Annotated in this window: 17 protein-coding genes; 2 read left to right on the top strand and 15 right to left on the bottom strand. The window is 50.9% G+C overall.

Annotated features, from left to right (window positions below; translation table 11 throughout):
• Positions 1-4: 4 nt before the first annotated feature.
• The 6 genes from BLQ88_RS03390 to BLQ88_RS03410 are packed head-to-tail and all read right to left on the bottom strand — an operon-like array spanning position 5 to position 6,527.
• Entirely contained in the window at positions 5-862 is an 858-nt protein-coding gene (locus BLQ88_RS03390; RefSeq protein WP_090146724.1) for a beta-1,6-N-acetylglucosaminyltransferase, read from the bottom strand.
• Positions 859-2,346 (bottom strand): O-antigen ligase family protein, encoded by a 1,488-nt coding sequence (locus BLQ88_RS03395; RefSeq protein ID WP_090146726.1) that lies wholly within the window; start codon positions 2,344-2,346, stop codon positions 859-861. The genes BLQ88_RS03390 and BLQ88_RS03395 overlap by 4 nt, the downstream gene beginning before the upstream one ends.
• Positions 2,346-2,492: a hypothetical protein gene (locus BLQ88_RS36640; protein WP_176884878.1), complete on the bottom strand. Its 147-nt coding sequence runs from the start codon at positions 2,490-2,492 to the stop codon at positions 2,346-2,348. Before BLQ88_RS36640 ends, BLQ88_RS03395 begins: the two co-directional genes overlap by 1 nt.
• 11 nt (positions 2,493-2,503) lie before the next feature.
• A complete protein-coding gene (locus BLQ88_RS03400; protein WP_090146728.1) occupies positions 2,504-3,676 on the bottom strand; it encodes a glycosyltransferase in 1,173 nt (390 codons plus the stop codon).
• Positions 3,673-5,853 (bottom strand): exopolysaccharide transport family protein, encoded by a 2,181-nt coding sequence (locus tag BLQ88_RS03405; RefSeq protein ID WP_090146730.1) that lies wholly within the window; start codon positions 5,851-5,853, stop codon positions 3,673-3,675. Before BLQ88_RS03405 ends, BLQ88_RS03400 begins: the two co-directional genes overlap by 4 nt.
• Positions 5,850-6,527, bottom strand: coding sequence for a TolC family protein (locus BLQ88_RS03410; protein WP_090146732.1), 678 nt, complete (start codon positions 6,525-6,527; stop codon positions 5,850-5,852). Before BLQ88_RS03410 ends, BLQ88_RS03405 begins: the two co-directional genes overlap by 4 nt.
• Before the next feature lie 101 nt (positions 6,528-6,628).
• Here BLQ88_RS03410 and BLQ88_RS03415 point away from each other — a divergent pair, with 101 nt between their 5' ends.
• Positions 6,629-7,246 (top strand): acyltransferase, encoded by a 618-nt coding sequence (locus BLQ88_RS03415; RefSeq protein ID WP_090146734.1) that lies wholly within the window; start codon positions 6,629-6,631, stop codon positions 7,244-7,246.
• Between the two features lie 17 nt (positions 7,247-7,263).
• On the opposite strand, the gene BLQ88_RS03420 is transcribed toward BLQ88_RS03415, so the two are convergent.
• From BLQ88_RS03420 to BLQ88_RS03435, 4 genes are all read right to left on the bottom strand, one after another.
• A complete protein-coding gene (locus tag BLQ88_RS03420; RefSeq protein WP_090146736.1) occupies positions 7,264-8,475 on the bottom strand; it encodes a sugar transferase in 1,212 nt (403 codons plus the stop codon).
• Positions 8,476-8,489: 14 nt separating this feature from the next.
• Complete coding sequence (locus BLQ88_RS03425; RefSeq protein WP_090146739.1) at positions 8,490-8,879, bottom strand: response regulator transcription factor; 390 nt, start codon at positions 8,877-8,879, stop codon at positions 8,490-8,492.
• 341 nt (positions 8,880-9,220) lie between these two features.
• Positions 9,221-10,339, bottom strand: coding sequence for a hypothetical protein (locus BLQ88_RS03430; protein WP_090146741.1), 1,119 nt, complete (start codon positions 10,337-10,339; stop codon positions 9,221-9,223).
• On the bottom strand, positions 10,326-10,916 hold the full coding sequence (locus tag BLQ88_RS03435) for an RNA polymerase sigma factor (RefSeq protein ID WP_090146743.1): 591 nt from the start codon (positions 10,914-10,916) through the stop codon (positions 10,326-10,328). Before BLQ88_RS03435 ends, BLQ88_RS03430 begins: the two co-directional genes overlap by 14 nt.
• 139 nt (positions 10,917-11,055) lie before the next feature.
• On the opposite strand from BLQ88_RS03435, the gene BLQ88_RS03440 reads away from it, so the two are divergent.
• A complete protein-coding gene (locus tag BLQ88_RS03440) occupies positions 11,056-12,918 on the top strand; it encodes a vWA domain-containing protein (RefSeq protein ID WP_090146744.1) in 1,863 nt (620 codons plus the stop codon).
• Between the two features lie 43 nt (positions 12,919-12,961).
• On the opposite strand, the gene BLQ88_RS03445 is transcribed toward BLQ88_RS03440, so the two are convergent.
• The 5 genes from BLQ88_RS03445 to treY form a co-directional block, all read right to left on the bottom strand.
• Positions 12,962-13,153 (bottom strand): DUF8506 family protein, encoded by a 192-nt coding sequence (locus tag BLQ88_RS03445; RefSeq protein WP_090146746.1) that lies wholly within the window; start codon positions 13,151-13,153, stop codon positions 12,962-12,964.
• The gene (locus tag BLQ88_RS03450; protein ID WP_090146747.1) at positions 13,140-13,718 is read right to left on the bottom strand and encodes an ATPase; all 579 of its coding nucleotides are present in this window, start codon (positions 13,716-13,718) and stop codon (positions 13,140-13,142) included. The genes BLQ88_RS03445 and BLQ88_RS03450 overlap by 14 nt, the downstream gene beginning before the upstream one ends.
• Before the next feature lie 23 nt (positions 13,719-13,741).
• On the bottom strand, positions 13,742-14,326 hold the full coding sequence (locus BLQ88_RS03455; RefSeq protein WP_090146749.1) for a DUF4202 domain-containing protein: 585 nt from the start codon (positions 14,324-14,326) through the stop codon (positions 13,742-13,744).
• A 22-nt stretch (positions 14,327-14,348) separates the two neighbouring features.
• Positions 14,349-14,819, bottom strand: a complete 471-nt coding sequence (locus BLQ88_RS03460) for a hypothetical protein (protein ID WP_090146752.1) — start codon at positions 14,817-14,819, stop codon at positions 14,349-14,351.
• A gap of 82 nt (positions 14,820-14,901) precedes the next feature.
• On the bottom strand, positions 14,902-19,119 hold the full coding sequence (gene treY / locus BLQ88_RS03465) for a malto-oligosyltrehalose synthase (protein ID WP_090146754.1): 4,218 nt from the start codon (positions 19,117-19,119) through the stop codon (positions 14,902-14,904).
• Between the last annotated feature and the right edge of the window lie 40 nt (positions 19,120-19,159).

A 19,159-nucleotide genomic window follows, 5' to 3' on the forward strand; every position in this document is an offset into this window, starting at 1 on the left:
TCGGTTACTTATAGTGATGGTTCTGTATTTTCCTGTCGAGCTTCGCGATCACCGCCGGGAACCGCGCGAGATCGAACTTCCGGGCAAACAGTTTTCCCGACGCCAGCACCCGGTCCAAATCCTCTTCCGTGAGCACTTTTGGGCTCGCCTGGCCTTTCGACCAGTCAATATACCTCAAATTATCGTTCACGAGTGAAGAACGGAATGGCGAATTATACAAAATAGTTTGAAATATAATCTCATCCGGCGCCCACGTGAGTTTGAAAAACTTCGTAACCCCGGGATGGCCGTCCAGATAGTCAAGCATGTATCGTACCGCATCCAGCGTAAGGCTCATCCATTGCGACCGGCCAACCGGTTCCAATCCGGCCGGCATGGTGCGTGCGGGCAACAGCTTGTTCAGCCATTTTTGAACGAGGTATTTGCAGGGAAAATTGTAATTGGTAAGGTGGTATTCCGTCAGTCTCGGGATCGCTTCCGTCCATTCGTTATGTACGGAATAGTATTCCATGAAGTTCTTTCCCGCATTCCGGACAAAGTAATCGTGGATTTCCGGCGGCGATTGCAATGGATAATCAGCCCCGCTCAGCAGATTTACATAACCAAAATCAATACCCGAATCCACGACGGCCTTGAAACCCCGGAGCGTCGCCTCCACAATGCTGTATGCGCCCCAGCCTACATCCACGCGGTCGGGTACCAGGGTAATGCGCTCATGGTTTTGCAGGAAAGCGAATGCGTTCAGATCTGCTTTTTTGTCGAGGTGTACGAAAAACCACGCATGTTCATCTTCCAGCGCGCCTATGAGCTTCGACAGTTGGGCCGGGGCCGCGTAGGCGAGTATCAGATGGGCGATTTTCATAAGGAATGCTTCGCTTTCTGTTCCCGCTCGTCGAGAATGCGGGTAATGTTGATGATCGCAGCTGCCAGAAAGAAATAAATATTAGACGGAAACTGTACCAGCGCCTCCTGCGGATAGTTACCGACATTATAGGCGAACACCACCAGCAGCATCGCCAGGCAGTAGGTTTTCAGCTCCGGGTTTTTGATCAGGAAATAATTATTGATCCCCTCCCTCAATATAAAAAACATCAGCAAACAGAACAGGAACAGCCCCACCCACCCCAGCTCGACGGCAATGCGGACATACCCGCTATCCGGCGGAAAGTTGGCCAGGTACGACTGCGGCGCAAACCGCTGCCCCCACGCGCCCGTAGCGCCCAGCCCACCCCCGATCGGGTGCGTGAGAATGTAGGGCTGAATGCGTTTCTGGTTGTTTTTACGTGCCTGGAAAGAAATATCGTCGTTCGGCTTAAAGGCCGTCTGGAAGCGAACAATGTTGGAATTGGTGGTAGGGACAAAAATGAGGAACACAAAAAACAGCGCCGCAATGCCCGAGAAGATGAGTACCTGCCGGTTGATCCGCAATATCACAAAAAGTACCATCGCCGCGGGTATGAGCACGTACGCACCGCGCGTACCCGAGAAAAGCATCGACGAGAAAAACAACGCGAGCATAACCGCCAATACGACTTTCTGCCAGTTTTTTTTCACAAATGTGAGCAATGCAATGCAGATAATGCTGCTCACAACCATGTTGTAAGAGAATGCGACCGGGTCGGAGAAGATCGAGAATTTGCGCCAGTGACCTGCGATGAAGAGCAGGTCGGCCACGCCTTCCGAATCGAGCCAGGCCTGTTCGGCGCCGGAGAAGCCGATGTATTCCTGCTTGTAGGCGTACAATGCGGCGAAGAGCGCCAGCCCGAGCCAGAGTTTGAGCAGAAACCGCAGGTATTGAATGGTGCGGATCTGGTACATGAACACGAAGTAGGTAAGCATCACGATCGCCACCGCGCGGATCGTGTACACCCACGCGAGCCGGGATTCTGCGGATGGGTTAGCGACCTGAATGATGTTGTAAACGATCCATATGAGGATCATCACGCTGATCGGCCCCTTGAATACCTTCCAGTTGGGCCGCCGTTTCTGGTGGATGAAGAAACCGAGGATCAGCAGCCCCTGAATGCCGTCCATTACGGTCCCGAGCGGGAAATTGATACCCAGCCGACCGACGAAAAACAGCAGGTAAGCGAGCATCAGCAACACGGTAATGCCGAATTCGGGGAATGCGACGATGCAATACACCACCGGCGGGCCGAACATCAGCCCCAGAATGCCCGCTCCGGCCAAAATGCCCTGGTAGGCGATCAGCGCCCCGAGCGCGATCGAGATCAGCAGCAGGATAACCAGACCCGTGAGTTTGCGGTCGAAGAGCGTACGCAGTTTTTCAACGCGGCTCAGCCCCTCGCTGCTTTTTCCGGGAATATGGATCTGAATGTCTTCCACTAAAAGAAAAGGATTTTGAAGAACCAGATAAATACGCTCACCAACGCCAGCAGCAATGCCGCCTGACGTATCTTTTGCTGCATTGGCGTGAGCTCGCTGAGTCCCCGCTTTTGTGCACTGATCTTTTTATCCGGGTAAATTTTCATGGTAACCGGCGTTAATTCGGCGTTTTGTTTTCCTGGCGTGTCGCTACCGATATTTTATTCGCCCGCCGTGCATTCACGAGTGCTGTAAGCTGGTAAAACATGAACTTCGGGATGTTCACCAGCGATTGGTAAATCTTAGGATCGGTAGGCGAGCTTTTCAGCGAAATGTAAAACCCTAGCACAAACACGATGAGCCCGATCAGCCATACCAGCGACATTACCGGTGCGATCAGCAGGTTGATCAGCATAAAAAACACCGAAAGCAGCAGGAATATGAACAATGGCGGCCTGAGCAGCACCAGCCCGAACAGGATCTGGTTAAGGCTGAAACGCGTAATGCCTTTGAACAGGATTTTAAACCCATACCCAAAGTATTTGAACCAGGTATTGATCCACCGGGCGCGCTGCTTTACCAACTGGTCGGAGCCGGTCGTCTTTTCATCATAAACAACAGCCTTATCCGCAAATGCAATGCGGTAACCGCGGCTTACAATGCCTTCCTGCAATACTTTATCGAAACCTGCGCCGGTCACATCCAGGTGCCCGAGCGCTTTTTCATACAATGCAGTGGTGAATGCCATCCCCGAACCCGCCAGTGTGGCCGAAGAGCCCGCGCCGAAAAGTACTTTTCCGTCGTAGAAATGGTAGTAGATGTCGCGGGCCGCGTCGAGGCAGGCGTAGGTGGTATCCAGGTTTTTGGCCTCGCGCACGCCTTGCACAGCTTCGTAACCCTGGTTGAAATACACATTCAGCTCGTTCAGGTATTCCGGGTCGGTGAGGTTATCGCTGTCGATGATCGTCAGGTGCGTATGCGGGCGGATGAACCGGCGGATGGCGTAGAAATGCGAGCGGGTGTTACTGCCCAAAACCTGCTCCGGGCGCAGTAATGCAACCTTGTCGGCAGGGAAATGCAGGTTACTGATGTCGCATTTGTCGGCGACTACGTAAATGTGGTAGCGGTCGTAATTCAGTTGCAGCAGCGAACCCACGACAGCCGGAAGCTGGGCGGTATATTCATAGGCCGTCACGATAATGCCGTAATCTGGCAGCGTGCTGCCGGCAGGAGCCCGGCGCGAAGTTATAGCCTTTCTCAGGCCGTAAATCAGCAGCAGAAACACCGGAAATACGAGATTATACCCGATTGCCGCCTGAATCGCCAGTCCTACCCATTCCAGGATTTTCATGCTTCCACTGGTTTAGCCACTTTTCCGGCCTGCTCGGGAATGCTTTCGGTGTTGGTAAGCACCCAGCCGGCAAATTTCCCGTTCAGGCCATCGAGGTACTGAATTTTGGATTGATCTTCGGAACCGATGGAACGTCCCGCGGCGAATACCGCCACGACCAGGTCCGAGAAGCTCACCCATTCCTTGGCCCGGTTCATAGCCCGCAGCGAATCGGTTTCGATGAGGATAATGTCGAAGCGCGTTTTCAATGCCTGCAAACGGTCCCCGATCACCTTTTCTTCGGCCAGTTCGAGCACCGAAATATCACCCGTTTTGGCACCGAGAATGCTGATCTGCCCTGGCGTCGCTTCCGGCAGGTTATTCGATTTGACAAAACTTTCAAACGGCGTGCTGTCCGGGTTGAGTTTGGAAATATCCGGCTGCGCGAAGTTGCCGTCAATAATGAGTACGGTCTTGTTGATCTTGGAGAATGCCCAGGCCAATGCAATCACGAACGGCGTCTTGCCCACTCCAAAACCCAGACTGGTAACGGCTATGATCTTCGGATCGCTCATTTCATTGTCCAGCTCGTAGCGGATCGATCGCACGAGGTTTTTGTAAAGCCGGACGGCCTTGTCGTCCGAAGCGCTCATACCCGAAAGGCTCAGGTTCGAATCCTTGTCCAATGCATTTAAATACCCCAAAACCGGCTTGCCCGTTTCGTTGGCAAGTTGCAGCGGGTAGCGGATTGATTTGTCGAGGTAAAAAAGGATGAAGAACACAAACACGCAGAACGTAAAGCTGATCACCCCGGAAAGGATCACGAGCACCATTTTCTTCGACGCCTGCACCTCGCCCGGCATCGCGCGCTCGATCAGGCGCAGGTACACGGGGAAGCTGAATTCCAGGCTGGCTTCGTTGTAGCGCTGCAATGCTTCTATGTACTCCTTGCTGGCAATGTCGATCGACGTTTCGTACTCCTGGATCTTCGCCTCGTTCGGTACCAGCCCGTCGAACTTGCGGTTCAGGCGGTCGAGCTCGCCCTGGATGGACGCGACGCTGTTTTTCGCGAGTTCCAGCGAAATTTCCATGCTTAATTTCTGGGTTACCAGGTCCTGCTTCACCACCATCGGGTTGTAGGCATATTTATCGGTAGCCTCATTGATTTCCTCCGAAAGCCGGCTGCGCAGCGAGTCGAGGCTGAATTTCATGCGGTTATCGAAGTTGCTTAGAATGTATCGCTCGTTCAGGGCTTTGAGATTGCTCTTGGTAGCGATGATTTTCTGGTTAATGTCGGTCAGTGCACTCTCGAAATACTTACGCTCGGTGGGATTGAAGCGGCGGTCGATATTACCGATGGCCGCCGTGTAAGCGATAATGTCCTTCTGGGCGATCTGGCGGCGGGTCTCGAAATCGGCCATTTGCCCGTAAATGCTCTTCGCCTGCTCGTTCAGGTTGAGCACACGGTTCTGGATTTTGAAGTTTTTCAGCGTGTTCATCCGCTCGTTCAGCGCATTGAGCTTCTGCTGCATGAAACTTTGGAGGAAATCGATTGTCTTCTTGTTATTCCCCACCACCCGCGACGAATTGTCTGCAATGAACTCCTGTGCGAGCGTATTGATGACGTACGCCGCCAGATCCGGATGTTCCGCTTCGTAATCGATATCGATATAGTCGCCCACACCGGTGCGGTAAATGATCAGCTTGTCGCGCAGGGTATTTGCGCCATAGCCCATTTCCAGGATAATGTCGTTCAGTTTTTTCTCTTCCGGTTTCCACAAAAACAGCTCCTCGCGCTTCTGGTACTTCTGGGTAATGAGCGCAACGGCTTTCGCTTTGTCGGCTTTGCTCATTTCTTCCAGCGCACGCACCGGCTCGCGCCAGGTCGAGTCCTTCAAACCCTTTAAGTCATTCAAAATCAACCGGTAGGAAACCTGATCAAGCGTTCGTTTCAGGCGCATTACCTGGATGAGGCTTTCAAATTTGCGGGCGATCTGCTGGTCCTGCTCGTCTTTGGCGCGGGTTACCACCTGGTCGGTCTTATCGACGAGCCCCGTGGCAATGCGTGCGTGCGATTCGTAGGTATCCGGCAATCGTCTGACGAGGAAGTAGCAGACAATCACGGTGATCAGCGGAACCAGGATGAGGGCGATCTTATTCCTCTGCAGCAATTTCAGAAACTGTATAACTTCCGTCATTTGATATCTTCTAATTTTTGTCCAACCAATTCTTCCAGACTGCTTTTGGCAATCAAAACCTCGCTTTCGGTATTGAGCAGGTTCTGGGCGTGATCGGTTTGCATCACGAGCATCTGGTTATATTTTTCCAATGTCTCCTGCCCCATTTCAAAGCGCTTTTTAACGCTTTCCAGCATGCTTTCCACATCGAGCGAGGCATTCGAGCGTACGCGGTACACCGCCTTTTTCTGGATGTAGGTAAAATACCGCTTCTTCACCTCGGCTTCCATATTCAGGTCGAACGACTGCTTGTCGTATTCCGCCGACGAGAGTTCGCTCTTAGCCTGCTTTACCATCGCCGGTTTTTGCAGGATAGCACCGATGTTCACGAAAAAACCAAATTGATAAGTAAATGGGAATGAAGCCGATACAGGCGTAGCACGATCGTTTTTGGGGACGTACAGATACGAGAAGTTGAAAATATCGAAATACGAAAGCTTAGCCTTTTTGACGCCCGTTTCGGCGGCATCGATATGCGCCTGGTACATCTTGATTTTAGGGTAGTTGGCTTTGCAAACCGCAATCAGCTTGTCGAGGTACGCGTAGTCGACGTCTTTGCTCAGAGATTCCTGGGCACGGGCGCTTTGGATGGTGAAAAACAGCAGGAGCCCAAAAGCGTAATGTTTTATCGGCATGTCAGGTTAAAATATTTATTTAAAATCCGTTTCGCTTGATTTTGCGGCATTACGAAATACTTTTGGTAAAAATATTACTACATCTCACTAATCTAGGCAAAATGTCGTTATCCGACCAAATCCGGAACAGTCCGGGACTGAAAAAATTTGTCCACTGGATGCTGATACCTACCAATCAGGCCCGTCCAAGGCTCTGGGTCCGGGTGTTTTTGAACCGTTTCTTTCATCAGAGGGGCAAAAATGTCATCATCCGTCGGTGGGTAAGGATGGACGTGCTGCCTTTCAATCCGTTTTCGATCGGCGATAATTCGATGATCGAGGATTTCAGTACAATCAATAATGGTGTGGGGGCAGTGCGTATTGGCGCCAACTCGCTCGTCGGCCTGGGAAATGTCATTATTGGTCCGGTTACGATCGGCAACGATGTGATCCTGGCGCAGCACATTGTTGCCAGCGGCCTTAACCACAATTATCAGGATATTCAGCAACCGATTCATAAACAGGGCGTAAGCGTCGCTCCGATTGTCATTGAAGACGAATGCTGGATCGGCGCCAATGCCGTAGTTACTGCGGGAGTTACCATCGGCCGGCATTCTGTTATAGCTGCCGGGGCCGTTGTCACCAAGGACGTCCCGCCCTATTCGGTGGCGGTGGGAAACCCCGCGCGCATCATCAAAAAGTACGATCCCGAATACAAAGACTGGGTTAAAGCGTCCTGACATACGTTTTGGCCCCGTCACACATTCTCCGACTGCAACAGCGCCGGGAATGTTTTCAGGATGATCTCGAGATCCATTTTAAATGAAAATTCGCGGGCGTAGGTAATGTCGAGCTGCGTGCGCTCCTCTTCCGTCATATCCGACTTGCCCTTGCCGCGTTTGGTCACCTGCCACAAGCCTGTGAGGCCTGCCGGACCTGCAAAACGCAGAATTTTATCGTCGGTCGTCATTTTTTCGGCTTCGTATAAAGGCAGCGGGCGGTTACCTACCAGCGACATATCGCCTTTCAGAATGTTCAGCAATTGCGGCAATTCGTCGATACTCGAATTTCGCAGGAAACTTCCCAGGCGCGTGATGCGCGGGTCGTTCTGGAACTTCATGAATGCGGCTTTCTGCTCCTTTTGATAATGATACAGCTTTTCGCAAATCTCTTTCCCGTCATGGAAAAGGAGGCTTTTGCATTGGTTACCCGCCAGACAGTCCTCGCAGAGGCCCTGCGTTTCTATCTGGGAAACCGGCTCGGCTTTGGAATACATATTCAATGCGGCCATTTTACGGATCAGCTGATCGGCATCTGTCCGCATTGTCCTGAATTTATACAGGTCAAAAATCTTGTAGCCGCTCCCTACCCTTTTGGATTTGTAAAAAACAGGCCCTTTCGAGTCCAGCTTGATCAGGATAGCCACAATGATAAACACCGGCAGCAACAGGATCACCGCCGTACCAGTAGTTGCAACATCGATCGCCCGCTTCCATAAAGGCGTTTTATGGCCTTGCGAACCTATCTTCTGGGATGCTTTATTGGCGACATACCATTGCCGCTTTTTGAAATACTTAATGCGGGTAATGAGGTCGCCGTCGTCGAAATTCACCGAAAAAACATCGTCGGCATTCCTTTCGCGCGCCACATCGATGGCCTGGCGGGAGAGTCTGTCAACCAGCAAAACGAAAGGGATATTACCAAACCCGGCGCTGTTGCGGATCAGGTCGAGCAGCTCTACGCCGCCGCTTCCGTCGTGGGCAATGATCACATCGGCGGGATAGTTTTCCTTTAATGCTTCCAGCGCACCGGCAGGCGTATCGAAGTATTCGACTTGCAGGTATTCCGCGAAACGTTCGGTAAAGCGGAGGTATTCCTGAAAATTATGATGAACATAAATAACCCTGAACTGGGCAACGTAGGTTTTGCCCGCCGTTACCGTTTCTGTCGTTGTGCCGGCCAGTTCCATGATATCGTCGTCGTTTAAGAGAAACGTTTACTGCGCCGCAGCACGGCGTTGATTTTGGCGTGCACCTCCATCGGGTTGAACGGCTTGACCATAAAATCATCGGCGCCCAGGTTGAGGCATTGGATACGCTCGCTGCTCTCGTCCGAACCCGACAATATGATAATAGGTATTTCCGAATACAGGTTGCTCGCCTTCGCCACTTTCAGAAACTCCTTACCGCTCAGGTTGGGCATATGAAGGTCCGCAATGATGAGATCGGCCTGGTTACCGTCTTCGAGCCACAGCATTCCTTCGGAGCCGTCGCTTTTGATCACCACGTTGAAATCTTTTTTAAGAAAATGTTCCAGTATTTTGGTAATGCTGGGTTCGTCGTCTATAATCAACAGATTCTTTCTATTGTCCATAGGTTGAGTATAAGTGGGCAAATATTGGTATAGTACTGTGAAAAATGGCAGCTAATTATTTCGTAGAATTAGTCATAATACTTGCCATAACAAAATTTAAGCTGGAAAATTGCATAATTCACTTTATCCCGCCACACATGAAGCTTCTTAAAAGGTCATAGGACGGCATTCAGATAAAATTGTGCAATTCGGATTTGCTAAAAAATCAAGAGATGAGTAGTTAAGAGCGTGTAGTAAAATTACACGCTGCGGCGTAGATCGCAAAAAATTACCGTCCAATTTTGGAAAAAATTTAAAATTACTTCTACAAGTAACCGCTTAATCGTCTGATTTGAACGGGATTATTTATCCTGCCGAAATTGTAGCGTTATTTCGGCCATAGAAGCGACAGACAAGCCCTCTCTCCGGGCTGATACCCAGGCGGGGCCATTGCTGATGATGCGGATAGCCTCTTTTTGCAATTCCTCAGGCCCCGAGGCTACAAAACCCGATAAGGTACCCAGCGTACCGACGACAAATTTCACAATTACCTTTCCCTCTGCGGGCGCGGAGGCGGTGTTTTTATCCAAATAAGTCTGGTAGGATGCCCAACCTTCCGCTGGAACCGGAGCGGGAATGTCGGGTAAAATCGTATAGTGCTTGGTCGTTTTTTTATGCGCCGCTTCCGGCTTGGCCACCGCGATTTGCTCCCTGGCAACCTGCGTGCCGGCCCCTATCCTGTCTTCCGACACATTATATAAGGAAGAAGGCTCCATGCGTACCCTTCCCGCCATAGACTTGGCTACGGACTGCGCCGAGCCGGGCGAGGGCAACGCGTTGGCGGCCTCGGGAGGCACTTGGATCACCTCCGTTTCTCCTTTGAAGGAATCTGCCGATGCGATGTCGGCAACTTCCTCCTGTATTTCCGCATCTGCCAGTTGAGAAGGAACCAACGCTGTTCCGGGCTTTGGCAATGGCTTGGAAGTCTGCTCTAAGCGGTTTGCCAGGGCATGTGCGTCCGGTTTTGAAGCATCAGGTGCTGCTGGAACCGTCGCGGACGTTTCGGGCGCCTTGCCTTGAATGGTCGCGGGAGCTTGCTCCGCCGCGGGCAATGCGGCCTTGTCCCGCTTCACAGCAACCTCTGGCTTTTGCATATCTGCCTCTTGATCACGCAGAAACACAAACCAATAACTGAACACCGCGAGGAGCACCGAAGCCGCAGAAGCATAGGACCATAATGGTAATGCCCTCCTGCGTGTATGCGCCACACGTGTATGCAGGCGCTCCTGCAAGTCCGCGCGCACGGCTGCCGCGCCGGTATGCTGCGCGCGCCACGCGAGGAAACCTTCGTAGGCTTCGGCCACCAGCGGTTCGGCCAGCATCCTTCCTTCCAGCGAGCGCTGCTCGGCCGGTGGCATTTCGCCGCTGTAATAGCGCTCGAAATCGTCGAAATCCGGTATGTGGTCGCTAGTAGCTGCCATTGCTTTCTATGCAGATTTTCAGTTTCCGCTTTCCGTTCTGGATGTAACTTTTCACTTTACCTATGTCGAAACCGGTTTCCCCGGCAATGTCACGGTAGCATTTGTTTTGCAGGTAAAACAGCTCGATGCTCTTCCGTTGCTCGCTTGCCAGCTTTTGAAGGCATTCATCGAGTGCGTCCAACCGCCCTTCCAATTCGAATACATCGTCGTCGGTAGTTACCTCGATCGGTAATTCTTGTTCCCGATCGTCTGCCGGTTCGTGCCCTGCGGTAACCCGTGCTGTCCGGAGTTTCATCAGGCAATGGTTCCGTGCCACGCTATACAGCCAGCTTTTGAAGTTCGATACTTCGTGTTGTCTCAAATCGGTGACCAGTTTTTCGAAAACCTGCATAACGGCATCCTTGCTTTCATCCTCATCCCGCAGGTACTGGAAACACACACCGAAAACCACGTCCATATAAGGCTCGTACAATGCTCCCAGCACGGCCACGTCGCCATAGGCCCGGTAAGCCGCAAGCTGCTCTGCTTCCGGAACCGGTTCTTTGACTTTGCCCTGAAAGAATTTCAAAAACTTCACGTGTGTCCTGGGGAATGATTTCCAGCCTTTCGGTTACTGGATGCGGTTTAATCAAAATTCCATAAAAAAAATCTAAAAACTTTTATGGAATTACCCTCCGGCCCGCATCCAGCGAATAAATAACGAAAAAAAGAAAACCATGAAAACAAGAGTGATCATTCTGTTAGCCATGCTTTTGAGTGCCTTCGTGTTCCTGCCCGACCGTATTATCAACGGAACAGTTACCGATGGCGCGAACAACCCAATCGCCGATGTGAGTGTGTCCATCCAGGGCGGCGGCGCAGGCACGAAAACCGACCATGCGGGCCGCTTTTCGATTCGTGTACCCAATCTGGCCAGGGCGTTGGTATTTAAAAAGATCGGGTACAAGTCTCTTACAATGCCTGTGGCGTCAGATTCTGTTTTGAATGTGATTTTAACTCAAAACCCTTTGAAACCGGAGGTAATAGCAGATGAATACTTGCGAGACGCGGAACAGCCCGGAAACGTAAAAAAGTCGCTGGCATTCGAACGCGTTGCGACGGCCCCTGCTACATTTTCGGGAAACGTAATGCAAATGTCAGTCCCTTCCGAAAGCTACAAACCCATTAATGAAAACGGCTTCTTGTCTGTAGGCCAGCAACCTGTCACGACATTCTCCGTCGACGTCGACCGTGCGGCTTACAGCAATGTCCGCCGTTTTCTGAACAATGGCCAAATGCCGCCCGAAGATGCGGTCAGGATCGAGGAAATGATCAATTATTTTGATTACGACTATCCACAGCCAGCGGGAGAACATCCTGTGGCTATCACCGCCGAAACCACCGATTCTCCCTGGAACGCCGGTTTGAAACTGGTACACATTGGCTTACAAGCCAAAACCGTTTCCACCGAAAATCTGCCCGCTTCCAACCTCGTTTTCCTCATCGACGTATCCGGCTCGATGAACGATGCCAACAAGCTGCCGCTCCTCAAACAGGCATTCAAACTACTCGTCGACCAGCTTCGCGCCGAAGACAAAATCGCGCTCGTTGCCTACGCCGGTTCGGCAGGCGTGGTGTTGCCGCCGACGCCGGGAAATGAGAAAAAGACCATTAAGGATGCTCTGGATAAACTCGAAGCAGGCGGCTCGACGGCCGGCGGGGAAGGCATCGAACTGGCCTACGATATCGCCAAAAAGCATTTCCTGCCCAAAGGGAACAACCGCGTGATCCTCGCCACCGACGGCGATTTCAATGTGGGCATTTCCAATGAATCCGAATTGCAGAAGCTGATCGAGGAAAAGCGGAAAGCGGGCATTTTCCTCAGCGTCATGGGTTTTGGAATGGGTAACTACAAAGACAGCCAAGTAGAAACCCTGGCCGACAAAGGGAATGGCAATTACGCCTACATCGATAACATCCAGGAAGCGCGCAAAGAATTTGTGCAGGAATTCGGTGGCACCTTGTTCACGATCGCGAAAGATGTCAAAATCCAGATCGAGTTCAACCCCGTGCACGTGCAGGCCTACCGCCTCATCGGCTACGAAAACCGCGCATTGCGCACCGACGAATTCAGTGACGATAAAAAGGATGCCGGTGATATGGGCTCAGGACATACCGTGACGGCCATTTACGAAATCGTACCACGCGGCATTACCACCAGCTTCATCGGCAAGGCCGATCCATTGAAATACCAGACTAACAGCGAGCCAGCGGCCAATAGCTCCGACGAAATGATGACTGTGAAGGTGCGCTATAAAAAACCGGACAGTGAAAAGAGCGTGTTGTTCGATATGCCGGTGAAGGCCACGACGGTGCCATTCGAAAAATGTTCCGAAAACCTGCGCTTCGCAAGTTCTGTGGCGGAGTTCGGGCTGCTATTGCGCAACTCCGAATACAAAGGATCGGCCACTTACAATGACGTGATCATACGCGCCCGCGGTGCATTCGGAAAGGATGAAGAAGGTTACCGCTCGGAGTTTGTGCAACTGGTAAAAGTCGCGCTAAGCCTGGACGGCTCGCATGAGTTGTCTAAGAAGTGATGGTGAGGTAAAAAGCCGGTTGATTGTAGTCAGCCGGCTTTTACTATTTATCGGAATCCAGGGATTTAAGTAGCTCTTTTGCTGGAACACGCCGTGCCTGGCCGTTCTTCTCACCAATTACAACAGATTCATCCCGAAGCGCGCTCTCTTCGACCATCTTCTTAACTGCTTTATTCACCCCAGCCACTATCTTATCGAGTATTTGGCTGAAATTCTCTTTCTTAGGATTGCCCATAATTTTCTAATAGCAGTTGCCAGGTTTCACTATCATTCACATCGGGTTTAGAAGCAAAACTCACTTCCGCGATTACTTTCAGGGGATGCCCCATACTATTGACTAACGCCCATTCGTCACAAATCGGAATATAAATATCAAACAGATTTCTCAATCCACCATAATACCTCCTCTCGACAGTTTCATCCGGAATATGATGACCGCCTTTTGATACCCTAATTGCAACTCGTTCCCTAGCGACAGCCGGTGAACTTAGCCAAAAATAAAGCAGGGTAACCTTGTAACCCAAATTGTGTGCCCTATCAACCAGTAACTTGTAGCTTTTGGTTGACAACGTTGTTTCGATAGCAAAATTGGTTCTTTGATCAAGCAATTCGTCGATTCTCTTCAACATTATCCTCCCAGCCTCCATTGCGACTGCGGCAACATTAAATGGTGAAATACCAGCGGCGATGTTATCCGCATTCACAAACTCTCTGCAATCCAAAATCTCAGGTAAAATCGCGTAACTCGCAGTCGTCTTCCCTGCTCCATTACAGCCCGATATAATGTATAAATTAGGCATAGTGTGTAAATGTTAGCATTCATTCAATCCTCCTTCAAAGCCTTCAAGATCAAATCCCTCCCGACCTCGCTGTATTGCAAAGATAATGCGGCTTCGTGGCCCGGGATAGTCATTTTGCCCCAAGTTTTCCTGAGGATATCTATCATTTTTTCTTCGGTCATTTTGGCGATGAGATCGTCGTATTGGTATTGGAGGAAAACGAGGCAGAGGGCATTTTCCATAGTCTGGACGTCGGTGTCGCTTCTGAGGCGCTGTTTGAGGACAATCTGCTTCACACGGCTGATCGTTTCTTCATCGTAACCTACCCCGGACAGAATTTCAGCGGCAATGCCCGCATGGTACTTCGCGAGGTCGCTCCGCCATTTGAGATAACCCACACGGCCATCGGGATAGCTCTTGCGCGCGATTTCCCACCGGCCGATATGCTGGCAGCGCGAAGCCAGCAGCAGGCTCTCATCGGCTTCGGGGGTGAGTTTGGTCACCCATTCATGGAGTTTTATCGCGTAAAAATATTCGACCGGATACTCCACATTTTCCCACACAATGCGCTCAGGCGAGCGCTTGTTGTAGTCGTCAAAAAGTTCAAAAGCTTTGTCGAGCTTGCTCATGGTGATTTGGTAAAAGGTAATGCTATTTTGCCGCCTTGAATTTCAGGGCGATGGTGGTCATACGGGGATAGTCGTAAGCGGTACTTTGTGTTTTCATGACGAAAGAGTCCTTATGTACATCGTCGGGGCGCACTGTCCATTCGCCTTTGCCGCCGCCTTCCGGCGCGCCTATCGTGATATTCTGGTCATTAACCTGCCATTTCAGGACAAACGGCGTGGATTCTCCTTTGAAAATACCTGAAAATTCGCCACCCTTTTTCACCTGCACAGTTTCCATATACTTCTGAAAATCAATGCCGCCGAATTGCTGCGTCATTTTCCCGTCCTTGAAAGTGACCGCGTCATTCACCGCAATTTCCTCGATTTTCCATTGCGGTACAGCCGTAAGCAGTTCGGCCGCTTCCTGCGGCGTACCTGCGGGACGGTCACAGGAAATGGAGGTAATGCCCACCAGGGCTATAAACATTAAAGCAGCGATTTTCCGGAAAAGCATGGTGATTCCTGGTTGATGACTATGCGCAAATATAGCCACAACTGAACCGGACTTTCGACTTACATTCCAGGAATTTTAATGCTTACTCGCGGTTGTAGAGCAACGTAATGGACGTCAGGAATTCGGCGGCTTCGTCGGTGATCTGCCCCCGCAGCAATCGCCACGCCCAGTTGTTCTCATTCGAACCGGGCAGGTTCATTTTCGCCGTCTCATCCAGATTGAGAATGTCCTGAATCGGAAGGATGGCCGTTTTCGCTACCGAACCGAAGATGGCCCTGGCGAGTTCTGCGGCTACATTATCTTCCGAAATCGGTTTTCCCAGGTACATTTCAATGCGCTCTTGCAGCCCGGATGGCGCCTGTTCGCGGAACCAGCCTTTGGTCGTATTGTTGTCGTGCGTGCCCGTGTATGCGAGAAAATTGTGTTTGAAATGATGGGGAATATGGTCGGACTGCGGCATATTTCCGTCAAATGCGAATTGCAATACCTTCATTCCCGGAAGGTTGAATTTATCCCGGAGCAGGTAAACTTCCGGGCTGATTTCGCCCAGATCCTCCGCAATGAAAGGCAACTGGCCAAGCGCCGTTTCAACTTTTTTGAAAAAGTCTTCACCCGGACCGGTTTGCCACGTCCCGTTAACCGCCGTTTGCTCACCGCCCGGCACCTGCCAGTAATCGGCAAATGCACGGAAGTGATCTAGCCGGACGAGGTCGAATAGCTCGATATTCCGCGCCAACCGGTCGATCCACCATTGATAACCTTGTGATTTGAGCGCATTCCAATTGAAAACCGGCATTCCCCATAACTGGCCATCGTCCGAAAAAGCGTCGGGCGGCACGCCTGCGATACCGGTAATCCTGCCATCCTCGTCGACGCAAAATAACTCGCGGTGAGCCCAAACATCGGCCGAGTCGTAGCTCACATAGAATGGAATGTCGCCAAGGAGCCTGATATCGCGTTCGTTACAATACCGGCGTAGGTCTTTCCATTGCTTATCGAACACGAATTGCTGCCATTCGACCCATTGCATTTGTTCCCGCTCCTCCTCCCTGACCTTGTCGAGCGCCGCCTTTTCCCTATGCCGGAACTCCGCCGGCCACGTATACCAGGGCTGATCCTCAAAACGCTTTTTAAGAACCATATAAAGGGCAAAATCGTCGAGCCAACTGGCATTTCTTGCGGCGAAGTCCTCCAACTCGCCAGACGCTTCTCCCGGCTGCGATTGATATTTCTGGAATGCGCGTTCCAGTAACACTTTTTTCTTTGTGCCGACAGCCTCAAAGTCCACAGTCGTAGAATCGGGCAAATGGTTTTCTTCGAGATCCTCCTGCGACAAATAGCCTTCATTAGCCAACAATTCGGGACTGATCAGCAATGGATTCCCCGCACGGCTCGACAATGCGCTGTAAGGCGAGTTGCCCTGTGAAACCTCCGTAGGATTGAGCGGCAATATCTGCCAGATTTTTTGATTGGTTTTTTCCAAAAAGTCGGCGAACTGGTATGCTGCCGGGCCCACATCACCTATGCCAAATGAAGTAGCCAATGAACTGATATGCAATAAGATACCCGCATTACGCTCGTTATCAATGCGTTTCCCTTGGAGAATAGCAAATGGCATACTCTTGAAAACATCGGCGGGCAGGAGTTTGCTCTGCGACGCTTCCGTATTATCGGTGAGTAAGTTGGTCCATTCGGGTAGCACATTTTCGGGCAACACCACGTGTGTATCCTGCCAATCCAGGTCGAAGAAACCCTTCTGCTGCGCTCGGCTCATGACAGCGGTGTGTATTGGAATGATCGTTACAAAAACGTCGGGCTTATACCTGCGCATGAATGCGAGCAGGTGATCTTTGTAAGTACCCCTTACTTTCAGGGGAATGTACTCTCCCTGCGTGAACAGCAGCGGGTTTTGCCTGCGAAGCTGGAACAAACGCTGCGTCAGCCATAGCTTTACCTGCCCGTTCCGGCGGTTTTCCCAAAGCTTTTCGGTCAGACGTTCCGGCTCGTAGTCTTCCAGCTCGTCGAGCCATTGTTTTCTTTTTCCAAAATCGACTTTGCGACGGTTATCCGGGTCCACAAGGCTCAAATCCCACAATTCACAACCCTGGTAAACATCGGGGATGCCAGGGCAAGTGAATTTCAGCACGACTTGCGCGAGTGAATTGATAATGCCAAAATCCGTGATGGACTCCAAAAACGCCTGAAATGAGTGCGAGAATGCGGAGCCTTCGTTCAGCATTTCATTTGCAAAATCGTGGGCACCTTGTTCATATGCCTCATTGGGCGACGACCATGAAGAATTGGTCTTCGCCTCGCGCAAGGCTTTTTTTAGATACTCGCCCACACGTTTCGGGAAGTTATCCGAGTCTTCGCCCGGCATAGGATAAGCGCCAGCTACCGTCTGATAAATGAGGTATTCATCATTGGCGTCGGGCCCCTCTCCGGGTTTGCGGAATCCGTTGTTTGCCCCGCGCCATTCTTTTACTTTTTCGATCCATTCGTCGGCCAGGTCGGTGAGGACATTCAGCCTTGCCCGCACGTCCTCGCCACGCTTGGTATCGTGCGTGGACGTGGCATTCAGCGCCATGGGCCATTCCTTGCGGCGCTTTTTCATATACTTATGAAAGTCCGAAACGGATATCCCGAAGCGGTCCGGGAAATCGCCCACTTCGTTGTGGCCGATAAACCGGTTATAGGTGTACATGAGGGTGTCCTCCCCACCCTTGGCCATCAATGGCCCTGTGAATTGCATGCACCGCTGGTAGAACTCGGTGGCGCGACGGTTATAGTCCTCGTCGCCCAATGCCGGCTGATGAATGAAGCATTGTTCCAGCACTTCCACCGACGGAGACAAGTCGAGGTGATGTTTGTTAATATCAATAAATATATCCTTAATAGCCTGTGATTCAACTTCCGACAGTGGCATTGCATTGCCATAATAACGATACACCGGGCAATGGATCAGGAATTCCCCAATTACCTGCCGAATCATTTCCGCGCCGATGCGGTCGAGCGTTTCCGGGTCGGCCAATTGCAAGGACACAAACAACTGGTAAAGGTTTTCGAGCTCGCCGGCCATGTGTCCGTACAGAATTTCGCTCTTTTTGCTGAGCAATTGGGCTTTAACAGGCTTGTCGTTACCTGTTAATTCCGTAAAAAATGCAGAGAAAGCTTCCTCGGCAGATTTATTGGTAAAAAGATTATTGACGATCGCTAGAAACTCATAGCCTGTCGTCCCCTCTATCGGCCAAAGGGCCGGTAATTCTTCGTCCTCGCCCAGGATTTTTTCAACAATAATGTAGGTTTCATGTCCTGTTTCTTCCCTTAACTTATTCAAATACGCCGCGGGATCAAAAAGGCCGTCGATATGGTCAATGCGCAGGCCTTGAAAAAGTCCTTCGGCGGTTAGCTGGCTTATGAGTTCGTGGTATTTTTCGAAAACAGCATCGTCCTGGATATTCAGGCAGATGAGCCCATTTACGGTAAAGAACCGGCGGAAATTGATCTGCTCTTCCGTTTTTTGCCAGTGACACAAAAAGTAATTCTGGTGATCCGTTAGTTCTTTGAGCATTGCCGGATCCTCATTGATCTTCGCCAATGCCGCGTCGATTGCCGGTTTGGCCTGTTCGTTGCCATACAGTGCCCGTAGTTGCAAAATCCATTCATCCCATTGCTGCGAAAACACGGGGGCATCCTCAATGCGATCAATTTCTTCCAGTTGGTCAAGCATTTGCGAAAGCGCCTGCGATTTTCCCGCAACATTCTGAAACAACAGCTTATACGACCGGAGGTTTAACGGAAACACCTGCCCGCCGAAATCCAGCGCAAACCGTTTGCCGTCGTAAACTACCTTCACCTCGCCGGCATCGATCATTTCATCGACTTCCTTCGCCAGAAATGGCACCATGAGCTTGCCCTGGAAAAGCGCACTGTTCCAGGCAATATCGAAGTAAGAAGCATAAACCGATTGCTTGCCCTTTTCCAGCACGTCCATCAGCCAGGGGTTTTCGGGATGAAAAGCCATGTGATTCGGGACAATGTCCTGTAACCAGCCGATTTCAGATTCACGGAGGATTGCCGACATGTTACGCAGGTCTTCAAGCGTGCCTATTTCCGGATTTATTTTCAAAGGATCAATCCCGTCGTAGCCATGCGTGCTGCCAGCTGTGGAGGCCAAAATGGGCGATGCATATATCGTTCCTACACCCAGTTTGCGAAAATAGGGTATCAGATATTCGAAGTCCTGAAATGAAAATTCTTTGTGAAATTGGAGCCGGTAGGTAGAAACGGGGTTGTTCATGTAAGCTGATGATAAGTGTACCGTCAGCCCGTTAAATATT

Source organism: Dyadobacter soli (assembly GCF_900101885.1).
Taxonomy (GTDB): Bacteria; Bacteroidota; Bacteroidia; order Cytophagales; family Spirosomataceae; genus Dyadobacter; species Dyadobacter soli.

Excerpts from the sequence above, each read along its gene's own strand:
- BLQ88_RS03405 (WP_090146730.1), bottom strand. The coding sequence starts at position 5,853 with ATGACGGAAGTTATACAGTTTCTGAAATTGCTGCAGAGGAATAAGATC.
- BLQ88_RS03390 (WP_090146724.1), bottom strand. The coding sequence starts at position 862 with ATGAAAATCGCCCATCTGATACTCGCCTACGCGGCCCCGGCCCAACTG.
- BLQ88_RS03460 (WP_090146752.1), bottom strand. The coding sequence starts at position 14,819 with ATGCTTTTCCGGAAAATCGCTGCTTTAATGTTTATAGCCCTGGTGGGC.
- BLQ88_RS03410 (WP_090146732.1), bottom strand. The coding sequence starts at position 6,527 with ATGCCGATAAAACATTACGCTTTTGGGCTCCTGCTGTTTTTCACCATC.
- BLQ88_RS03400 (WP_090146728.1), bottom strand. The coding sequence starts at position 3,676 with ATGAAAATCCTGGAATGGGTAGGACTGGCGATTCAGGCGGCAATCGGG.
- BLQ88_RS03445 (WP_090146746.1), bottom strand. The coding sequence starts at position 13,153 with ATGGGCAATCCTAAGAAAGAGAATTTCAGCCAAATACTCGATAAGATA.
- BLQ88_RS03440 (WP_090146744.1), top strand. The coding sequence starts at position 11,056 with ATGAAAACAAGAGTGATCATTCTGTTAGCCATGCTTTTGAGTGCCTTC.
- BLQ88_RS36640 (WP_176884878.1), bottom strand. The coding sequence starts at position 2,492 with ATGAAAATTTACCCGGATAAAAAGATCAGTGCACAAAAGCGGGGACTC.
- treY (WP_090146754.1), bottom strand. The coding sequence starts at position 19,119 with ATGAACAACCCCGTTTCTACCTACCGGCTCCAATTTCACAAAGAATTT.
- BLQ88_RS03450 (WP_090146747.1), bottom strand. The coding sequence starts at position 13,718 with ATGCCTAATTTATACATTATATCGGGCTGTAATGGAGCAGGGAAGACG.
- BLQ88_RS03425 (WP_090146739.1), bottom strand. The coding sequence starts at position 8,879 with ATGGACAATAGAAAGAATCTGTTGATTATAGACGACGAACCCAGCATT.
- BLQ88_RS03420 (WP_090146736.1), bottom strand. The coding sequence starts at position 8,475 with ATGGAACTGGCCGGCACAACGACAGAAACGGTAACGGCGGGCAAAACC.
- BLQ88_RS03415 (WP_090146734.1), top strand. The coding sequence starts at position 6,629 with ATGTCGTTATCCGACCAAATCCGGAACAGTCCGGGACTGAAAAAATTT.
- BLQ88_RS03455 (WP_090146749.1), bottom strand. The coding sequence starts at position 14,326 with ATGAGCAAGCTCGACAAAGCTTTTGAACTTTTTGACGACTACAACAAG.
- BLQ88_RS03430 (WP_090146741.1), bottom strand. The coding sequence starts at position 10,339 with ATGGCAGCTACTAGCGACCACATACCGGATTTCGACGATTTCGAGCGC.